The sequence below is a fragment of the Pseudomonas sp. Sample_21 genome (assembly GCF_004307525.1).
GTDB classification, from domain to species: domain Bacteria; phylum Pseudomonadota; class Gammaproteobacteria; order Pseudomonadales; family Pseudomonadaceae; genus Aquipseudomonas; species Aquipseudomonas atacamensis.
In genome coordinates this window covers 60,780-70,096 of sequence record NZ_RCNZ01000125.1, presented here as the reverse complement: position 1 = coordinate 70,096, position 9,317 = coordinate 60,780, and the positions used below count along the sequence as shown (strand labels likewise).

General features: G+C 56.8%; 8 protein-coding genes and 1 pseudogene. 7 read left to right on the top strand and 2 right to left on the bottom strand.

The features are described 5' to 3' along the window. Positions 1 to 171 (bottom strand): annotated as a pseudogene (locus D8U71_RS24355) (DNA polymerase III subunit beta); the annotation flags it as partial. Positions 172 to 210: 39 nt separating this feature from the next. Further along, complete coding sequence (gene dnaA / locus D8U71_RS24350; RefSeq protein ID WP_130888862.1) at positions 211 to 1,734, bottom strand: chromosomal replication initiator protein DnaA; 1,524 nt, start codon at positions 1,732 to 1,734, stop codon at positions 211 to 213. A gap of 566 nt (positions 1,735 to 2,300) precedes the next feature. Between dnaA and rpmH the strand changes: the two genes are divergently transcribed. The 7 genes from rpmH to rsmG all read left to right on the top strand — a co-directional run bounded on the left by rpmH (position 2,301) and on the right by rsmG (position 9,314). After that, positions 2,301 to 2,435, top strand: coding sequence for a 50S ribosomal protein L34 (gene rpmH / locus D8U71_RS24345; RefSeq protein ID WP_003213577.1), 135 nt, complete (start codon positions 2,301 to 2,303; stop codon positions 2,433 to 2,435). A gap of 16 nt (positions 2,436 to 2,451) precedes the next feature. Continuing rightward, positions 2,452 to 2,853: a ribonuclease P protein component gene (gene rnpA, locus D8U71_RS24340; RefSeq protein ID WP_024014946.1), complete on the top strand. Its 402-nt coding sequence runs from the start codon at positions 2,452 to 2,454 to the stop codon at positions 2,851 to 2,853. Then, positions 2,846 to 3,091, top strand: a complete 246-nt coding sequence (yidD, locus tag D8U71_RS24335) for a membrane protein insertion efficiency factor YidD (protein WP_027901580.1) — start codon at positions 2,846 to 2,848, stop codon at positions 3,089 to 3,091. The genes rnpA and yidD overlap by 8 nt, the downstream gene beginning before the upstream one ends. A 2-nt stretch (positions 3,092 to 3,093) precedes the next feature. Beyond that, positions 3,094 to 4,773, top strand: a complete 1,680-nt coding sequence (gene yidC / locus D8U71_RS24330) for a membrane protein insertase YidC (RefSeq protein WP_130888861.1) — start codon at positions 3,094 to 3,096, stop codon at positions 4,771 to 4,773. An 81-nt stretch (positions 4,774 to 4,854) separates the two neighbouring features. Continuing rightward, complete coding sequence (mnmE, locus tag D8U71_RS24325; RefSeq protein WP_130888860.1) at positions 4,855 to 6,222, top strand: tRNA uridine-5-carboxymethylaminomethyl(34) synthesis GTPase MnmE; 1,368 nt, start codon at positions 4,855 to 4,857, stop codon at positions 6,220 to 6,222. A 552-nt stretch (positions 6,223 to 6,774) separates the two neighbouring features. Beyond that, a complete protein-coding gene (mnmG, locus tag D8U71_RS24315; protein ID WP_122603541.1) occupies positions 6,775 to 8,673 on the top strand; it encodes a tRNA uridine-5-carboxymethylaminomethyl(34) synthesis enzyme MnmG in 1,899 nt (632 codons plus the stop codon). After that, entirely contained in the window at positions 8,670 to 9,314 is a 645-nt protein-coding gene (gene rsmG, locus D8U71_RS24310; protein WP_123441912.1) for a 16S rRNA (guanine(527)-N(7))-methyltransferase RsmG, read from the top strand. Before mnmG ends, rsmG begins: the two co-directional genes overlap by 4 nt. Positions 9,315 to 9,317 lie beyond the last annotated feature (3 nt).

The following is a 9,317-nucleotide window of genomic DNA, read 5'->3' as shown; positions in this document are numbered from 1 at the left end:
CACACGACCGACCAGCTCGACTTCCAGGTCGGTACCGGTCAGCGACAGTTGCTGGCCTTCGACGACCAACAGCACGTTGGACAGTACCGGCAAGGTCTGTCGGCGCTCGACGACGCCTGCGACCAGTTGCAGGGGTTTCAACAGGGCTTCGCGTTGAATGGTGAAATGCATGGTCTAGTCCCTTGCCTTAATAAGCTGCGCTGGTGTTCATCAAGTGGTCAGTGTACGCAGCAGGTTCTTGTAGTCCTCGCGGATGTCCGCGTCGGATTCCTTAAGTTCGTTGATCTTGCGGCAGGCGTGCAACACGGTGGTGTGGTCGCGGCCGCCAAACACATCGCCGATTTCCGGCAGGCTGTGGTTGGTCAGTTCCTTGGACAACGCCATGGCGACCTGACGCGGACGAGCCACCGAGCGCGAACGGCGCTTGGACAGCAGGTCGGAAATCTTGATCTTGTAATACTCGGCGACGGTGCGCTGAATGTTATCCACAGAGACCAGTTTGTCCTGCAACGCCAGCAAGTCTTTCAGGGATTCGCGGATCAGCTCGATGGTGATGTCGCGGCCCATGAAGTGCGAGTGGGCGATAACCCGTTTCAGCGCACCTTCCAGCTCACGGACGTTGGAGCGGATGCGCTGGGCTATGAAGAACGCGGCATCGTGAGGCAACTCGACTTTGGCCTGATCGGCCTTCTTCATCAGGATCGCCACGCGGGTTTCCAGTTCCGGCGGCTCGACGGCAACCGTCAGGCCCCAACCGAAGCGGGATTTGAGGCGTTCTTCAAGGCCTTCGATTTCTTTCGGGTAGCGGTCACTGGTGAGAATGACCTGCTGACCACCTTCAAGCAGCGCGTTGAAGGTGTGGAAAAACTCTTCCTGGGAACGCTCCTTGCGGGCGAAGAACTGAATATCGTCGATCAGCAAGGCGTCCACCGAACGGTAGAAACGCTTGAATTCGTTGATCGCGTTCAGTTGCAACGCCTTGACCATGTCGGCCACAAAGCGCTCGGAATGCAGGTACACGACCTTGGCATTCGGATTCTTCTTTAATAGATGGTTGCCCACCGCGTGCATCAAGTGGGTTTTACCCAGGCCGACGCCGCCATAGAGGAAGAGCGGGTTGTAACCGTGCTTGGGATTGTCCGCCACTTGCCAGGCCGCCGCACGGGCGAGCTGGTTGGATTTACCTTCAACGAAGTTTTCGAAGGTGAACGTGCGATTCAGGTAACTGGTGTGCTTGAGCGCACCTTCTACCTGCACGGTGCGCTGCTCGGCGCGAACCGGGGCCTGCTGCGAAGCAGCGCCCGCCATCGGGTCGAAGCTGTCGCGGGAAGGCTCTTCACTGACTTCAGCGGCTTTCTGTGTGGAACGCTTGGCCGGAGCAGGGGCTGGCGTCGGTGCCGGATTGCTCGCTGGCACATTATTGGCCCGCGCCTGAGCAACCTGCGCGGCCGCCAGTGGCGCATTGGGTGCGGCACGAGGTGCCGAGCTGCGTTTGCTGCCTATTAACAAGGACAGCGCCGGCGTCGAGCCATTGCCGTGCTCATCCAGCAGTTCAAGGACGCGGCCCAGGTACTTTTCGTTGACCCAGTCCAACACGAAACGATTCGGTGCGTAGACGCGCAACTCGTCGCCTTCGGCTTCGACCTGTAGTGGACGGATCCAGGTGTTGAATTGTTGGGCAGGCAGCTCTTCGCGCAAAAGCTCCACGCACTGCTGCCAAAGTTCCACTGACACGGATATCCCCTAAGTTGAAAGCCGGTGAGGCAAAAACAAGCGGCCATTGTAGCGGCGAGCGGTTCACTTATCCACATGCAGGTAGGTCCATCACCATCATTAATCAGTGCGTTAACGCATTAAAAGGCGACCAACGGCGTGTGAATAAGACCTGTGGATAACCGCCTCTGAGAGCACTGGACAACTGGGGGCTAAACCCGGTGGATAACCATCCTGTGGATAACCAGCCATTTCACGCACAGCTTATCCGATAGCGCAGCACAGGCTGAACACGGTTTTCCACTGTAGTTGTCATTCTCTGTACATCCCGTGGAATAAGGCTTCATGGCAGTTATCCACAGAAGATGGCGTGTCTAGCTTTTACAAGCTTTACAGAAAAGCTTTAAATAATTCCCTTCTTTATTTCTATATCTGGCTGACAGGCGTTCAAGCTAAAAACCTGCCCGGATCTATTTATAAGGAAACGCTGGTTGGAAATTGACCTGAAGGCTTGCTTTCTCTAGAATCCCCGGTCTCTTAAAACGGGGGCCATTCCGGCCCGTTGTGGACGAACCAGGTAACACGACATGAAACGTACTTTCCAACCAAGCACTATCAAACGCGCTCGTACCCACGGTTTCCGTGCTCGCATGGCTACCAAGAACGGCCGCGCAGTCCTGTCGCGTCGTCGCGCCAAAGGTCGTGCGCGTCTGGCAGTTTGATAATCCGGTACTGGAGGTGAGTCAGGACTTCAGTCGGGAAAAGCGTCTGCTTACCCCCCGGCATTTCAAGGCAGTCTTTGACTCCCCTACCGGCAAGGTTCCGGGGAAAAATCTCCTGCTCCTTGCACGCAACAACGATCTTGATCACCCCCGTCTCGGGCTGGTTATCGGGAAAAAGAGCGTAAAGCTCTCCGTTGAGCGCAATCGCCTCAAACGTCTGATGCGCGAATCGTTCCGTCTGCACCAGGATTCACTGGTCGGCTGGGACATCGTTATCGTCGCGCGCAAAGGTTTGGGTGATGTAGAAAACCCCGAATTGATTCAGCATTTCGGCAAACTCTGGAAGCGTCTGGCACGCAACAAGCCCGTTCCGGCAGTCAAAACCGAAACTGTAGGGGTAGACAGTACCGATGCGTAAACTGGCCCTCGTTCCGATCCAGTTTTATCGCTATGCCATTAGTCCTTTAATGGCCAGCCACTGTCGCTTCTACCCCAGTTGTTCCTGCTACGCGTATGAAGCCATTGAAAATCATGGCCTTCTGCGCGGTGGCTGGCTGACCTTTCGTCGTTTAGGTCGCTGTCATCCGTGGAATCCCGGTGGTTATGACCCGGTTCCACCTGTCCCTACCTCCCGTTCTTCTTCGATGGCCGAGTAATCATGGATATCAAACGCACGATCCTGATCGTCGCCCTGGCAATCGTGTCCTACGTCATGGTTCTTAAATGGAACCAGGATTATGGCCAGGCTGCCCTGCCGACTCAGAATGTTGCTTCCAGTACGACTACATCCGGTTTGCCGGACACCGCCACTGGCACAAATGCCGCCAGTGACGATATTCCGCGCGCCGCCAGCGATACCAGCGCACCTGCCGAAACGCCGGTCGCCGCCAGCAAGGATCTGATTCAGGTCAAGACCGATGTGCTCGATCTGGCGATCGATCCGCAGGGTGGCGACGTTGCGCAACTGACTCTGCCTTTGTATCCACGTCGTCAGGATCGTCCTGACGTTCCGTTCCAGCTGTTCGATAACGGCGGCGAACGTGTATATCTGGCGCAAAGCGGTCTGATCGGTACCAACGGCCCGGATGCAAACCCGGCCGGTCGTCCGGTTTATTCCTCGGAGAAGAAGGTTTACCAACTGGCTGACGGTCAGGATCAACTCGTTGTTGACCTGAAACTCAGCAAGGACGGCGTCAACTACATCAAGCGTTTCACCCTGAAACGTGGCCTGTACGACGTCGCTGTCTCCTACATTGTGGATAACCAGAGCACTCAGCCCTGGAACGGCGCAATGTTTGCCCAGTTGAAGCGCGATGCCAGCGCTGATCCTTCGTCGACCACTGCTACTGGCACCGCGACTTACCTGGGCGCTGCCCTGTGGACAAGTTCCGAGCCGTACAAGAAAGTGTCGATGAAGGACATGGACAAGGCGCAGCTCAAGGAAACCGTCACCGGTGGTTGGGTAGCCTGGCTGCAGCACTACTTCGTGACCGCGTGGATTCCGGCCAAGGGCGAAAACAATATCGTCCAGACCCGTAAAGACAGCAAAGGCAACTACATCATCGGTTACACCGGTCCTACTCTAACCGCTGCTCCAGGTGCGAAAGTTGAAACCAGCGCTGTGCTGTACGCCGGTCCGAAAAGCCAGGCTGTGCTGAAAGAGTTGTCCCCAGGTCTGGAACTGACCGTCGACTACGGCATTCTGTGGTTCATTGCCCAGCCAATCTTCTGGCTGCTGCAACACATCCACGCCATTGTCGGTAACTGGGGCTGGTCGATCATCTTCCTGACCATGCTGATCAAAGGGATTTTCTTCCCGCTGTCGGCCGCCAGCTACAAATCGATGGCGCGCATGCGTGCCGTGGCTCCGAAACTGGCTGCGCTGAAAGAGCAACATGGCGATGACCGGCAGAAAATGTCGCAAGCCATGATGGAGCTGTACAAGAAAGAGAAGATCAATCCACTGGGCGGCTGCTTGCCAATCCTCGTGCAGATGCCGGTCTTCCTGTCGCTGTACTGGGTTCTGCTGGAAAGCGTGGAAATGCGTCAGGCGCCGTTCATGCTGTGGATCACTGACCTGTCGATCAAGGATCCGTTCTTCATTCTGCCGATCATCATGGGCGCAACCATGTTCATCCAGCAGCAGCTGAACCCGACGCCTCCGGATCCGATGCAGGCGAAGGTCATGAAAATGATGCCAATCATCTTCACCTTCTTCTTCCTGTGGTTCCCGGCGGGTCTGGTGCTGTACTGGGTTGTGAACAACTGCCTGTCGATTGCACAACAGTGGTACATCACGCGTAAGATCGAAGCGGCGACGAAAAAAGCCGAGGCGTAACTTGCACTGTGGATAACACCACTCAAAACGCCCCCTAGTGGGGCGTTTTGCTATCTGCCACTTTTGTCTGGATGCCGCTTTATGAGCACACCCCGTGAAACCATCGCCGCTGTCGCCACCGCTCAAGGGCGCGGCGGTGTGGGCATCGTCCGTATTTCCGGGCCGTTGGCCAGCATGGCGGCAAAAGCCATCAGCGGCCGCGAGCTGAAACCGCGTTACGCCCATTACGGGCCGTTTTTCAGTGACGACCGGCAAGTGCTGGATGAAGGTCTGGCTTTGTATTTCCCGGGGCCGAACTCGTTCACCGGCGAAGACGTGCTGGAACTCCAAGGCCACGGCGGCCCGATCGTGCTGGACATGTTGCTCAAGCGCTGCCTGGAACTGGGTTGTCGTCTGGCCCGTCCTGGGGAATTCAGCGAGCGCGCCTTCCTCAATGACAAACTCGATCTGGCCCAGGCCGAGGCAATCGCCGATTTGATCGAAGCCAGTTCTGCCCAGGCTGCGCGCAATGCGCTGCGTTCATTGCAGGGTGCGTTTTCCCAGCGTGTGCATAACCTGACCGAGCAACTGATCGGCTTGCGTATCTACGTCGAAGCCGCCATCGACTTCCCGGAAGAGGAAATCGACTTTCTCGCCGACGGCCATGTGCTGAGCATGCTCGACAAAGTACGCGATGAGTTATCCACAGTATTGCGCGAAGCGGGGCAGGGCGCGTTATTGCGTGATGGCATGACCGTCGTCATCGCAGGCCGGCCGAATGCCGGTAAATCCAGCCTGTTGAATGCCTTGGCCGGTCGCGAGGCTGCCATCGTTACCGAGATTGCCGGCACCACGCGGGATATCCTGCGCGAACATATCCACATCGACGGTATGCCGTTGCACGTTGTCGATACCGCAGGCCTGCGTGACACCGATGATCGTGTGGAAAAAATCGGTGTTGAACGGGCCTTGAAAGCCATTGGTGAAGCGGATCGGGTTTTACTGGTGGTCGATGCGACCGCACCAGAGGCACTGGATCCTTTTGCCTTATGGCCAGAATTTCTCGAGTCTCGACCGGACCCGGCGAAGGTCACCCTTATCCGCAACAAAGCCGATCTGACCGGTGATGCGGTTTCTCTGGAGACCAGTGACGACGGCCACGTGACCATCAGTCTCAGCGCCAAGTCCGCCGAAGGCCTCGATCTGCTGCGGGACCACCTCAAGGCGTGCATGGGTTACGAGCAGACTTCGGAAAGCAGCTTCAGCGCACGTCGCCGGCATCTGGAAGCACTGCGTCACGCCAGCGCGGCACTGGAACATGGCCGCGCGCAACTGACCCTGGCCGGGGCAGGCGAATTGCTCGCCGAAGATCTGCGCCAGGCTCAGCATTCCCTGGGTGAAATTACCGGGGCGTTCAGCTCTGATGATTTGCTCGGAAGGATTTTCTCCAGCTTCTGCATCGGCAAATAACCCTCCTGCTATTCACAGACAGGTCCATTCGCGACCTGTCTGCTTCCCTCTTTTCTAAAATCCTCCAAGAGTGCCGGGCTGATTTTTTCTCCCTGAGCGGTTTTCGGCTGCCTGGTACCTCTTCGTCCATCAAATTTTTGTGGACTAAGCCCTGTGAATAACTGCCACTGAGGGCAGTTGATAACAGGGCCTCAAAACTGGAGATAACCCACGCTGTGGATAACCACCCCTTTCATCCACAGGCTTAAACCGGTTATCCAATGGCCTCATTGCCACATGAGCACAGAGTTTTGGATCTCTGTACATGTTGAAAAACAAGGCCTGTAGCGATGTATCCACAGAAAGGTGGTTCAGTAAGAATAAACATAAAAACAAAGGTTTTATAAATTTCTCTCTTTTTTATTCTTTTAACCTCGAGTTCTCCACAGCTGGTTAAATTTTGTGCAAAGGGTTCTTTAGAAAGGGCGAAGTCCCTATACTTGCCGACCAGGTCCAGAAACCTGAGCTCAACTATTTCCTGAATGACCTACTTAAGCAGGCACGAGGTGCGTGGTGGATTTCCCTTCCCGTTTTGAAGTGATCGTCATCGGCGGCGGTCATGCCGGTACCGAGGCAGCACTGGCGTCAGCTCGCATGGGGGCAAAAACCCTGTTGCTGACGCATAACGTGGAAACCCTCGGCGCCATGAGTTGCAACCCGGCCATCGGTGGCATCGGCAAAAGCCATCTGGTCAAGGAAATCGATGCCCTAGGCGGCGCGATGGCCATGGCTACCGATAAGGGCGGCATCCAGTTTCGCGTGTTGAACAGCCGCAAGGGTCCGGCCGTACGGGCGACCCGTGCGCAAGCCGACCGGATTCTCTACAAGGCAGCTGTACGCGAAATCCTGGAAAACCAGCCGAACCTGTGGATATTTCAACAGGCTGCTGACGACCTGATCGTCGAGCAGGAGCAAGTCCGTGGTGTGGTTACACAGATGGGGCTGCGTTTCTTCGCCGATTCCGTGGTGTTGACCACCGGTACCTTCCTCGGCGGACTTATCCACATCGGTTTGCAGAATTTCTCCGGCGGTCGGGCCGGTGATCCACCGTCGATTGCTCTGGCCCACCGTTTGCGTGAGTTGCCCTTGCGTGTCGGGCGTCTGAAAACCGGCACGCCGCCGCGTATCGATGGCAAGTCTGTGGATTTCTCTGTGATGACCGAGCAGCCGGGCGATACGCCGATTCCGGTGATGTCGTTCATGGGCAACAAGGAACAGCATCCCCGTCAGGTCAGTTGCTGGATCACCCATACCAATGCGCGTACCCACGAAATCATCGCGGCGAACCTCGATCGTTCGCCGATGTATTCCGCTGCCGGGGAGATCGAAGGCGTCGGCCCGCGTTATTGCCCGTCGATCGAAGACAAGATTCATCGCTTTGCCGACAAGGAAAGCCATCAGGTGTTCATCGAACCGGAAGGTCTGACCACCCATGAGCTGTATCCGAACGGGATATCCACAAGCCTGCCGTTCGACGTGCAATTGCAGATCGTGCAATCGATCCGCGGCATGGAAAACGCACACATCGTGCGTCCGGGTTATGCGATCGAGTACGACTACTTCGATCCGCGCGACCTGAAGTACAGCCTGGAAACCAAAGTCATCGGCGGTCTGTTTTTCGCCGGGCAGATCAACGGCACCACCGGTTACGAAGAAGCTGGCGCTCAAGGTCTGCTCGCCGGGGCCAACGCTGCACTGCGCGCGAAGGGCAAAGAAGCCTGGTGTCCGCGCCGCGATGAAGCGTACATCGGCGTTCTGGTCGACGACCTGATCACCCTCGGTACCCAAGAGCCGTACCGCATGTTCACGTCCCGAGCCGAGTACCGCCTGATTCTGCGCGAAGACAACGCCGACCTGCGTCTTACCGAAAAAGGTCGCGAGCTCGGTCTGGTCGATGACGCGCGCTGGGCGGCCTTCTGCAAGAAACGCGAAAGCATCGAGCTTGAAGAACAGCGCCTGAAAAGCACCTGGGTGCGGCCGAACACCCCGCAGGGCGATGCGATTGCCGAGAAATTTGGCACGCCGCTGACTCACGAGTACAACCTGCTCAACCTGTTGAGCCGTCCGGAAATCGATTACGCCGGTCTGGTCGAAGTGACCGGGCAGGGCGCGGAAGATCCACAGGTCGCCGAGCAGGTCGAGATCAAGACCAAGTACGCCGGTTACATCGACCGCCAACAGGACGAAATCGCCCGTCTGCGCGCCAGCGAAGACACGAAATTGCCTGTGGATATCGATTACACCAACATCTCGGGTCTGTCCAAGGAGATCCAGAGCAAGCTCGGCGCCACACGTCCCGAGACTCTGGGCCAGGCTTCGCGGATCCCGGGCGTGACCCCGGCAGCGATTTCGCTGTTGATGATTCATTTGAAAAAACGCGGCGCGGGCCGTCAGTTGGAGCAAAGCGCTTGAGTGCCAAGGTCACTTCGCAACATGCCGAAGAGTTATCCACAGGAGCCCGCGAGCTCGGTGTCAATCTCACAGAAACCCAGCACGCATTGCTGCTGGGTTATCTGGCCCTGTTGATCAAATGGAACCAGGCCTACAACCTGACCGCCGTGCGCGATCCAGACGAAATGGTTTCGCGGCACTTGCTCGACAGTCTCAGCGTGATGTCGTTCATCGAAAACGGTCGCTGGCTCGATGTCGGCAGTGGCGGTGGCATGCCTGGTATTCCGCTGGCAATCCTTTATCCGGACTCGCAAGTGACCTGTCTGGACAGCAACGGCAAGAAAACCCGCTTCCTGACTCAGGTCAAACTGGAGCTGAAGCTGGATAACCTGCAAGTTATCCACAGTCGCGTAGAAGCCTTCCAGCCTGCGCAGCCATTCAACGGGATCATTTCCCGGGCATTCAGCAGCATGGAAAACTTCACCAACTGGACTCGCCACTTGGGCGATGCCGATACACGCTGGCTGGCAATGAAGGGCGTTCATCCGGCCGATGAGCTGGTAGCATTGCCGGCAGATTTCAAACTCGATAGCGAACACGCCCTGGCCGTCCCCGGTTGCCAAGGCCAACGCCATCTGCTGATACTGCGCCGCACGGCATGATTG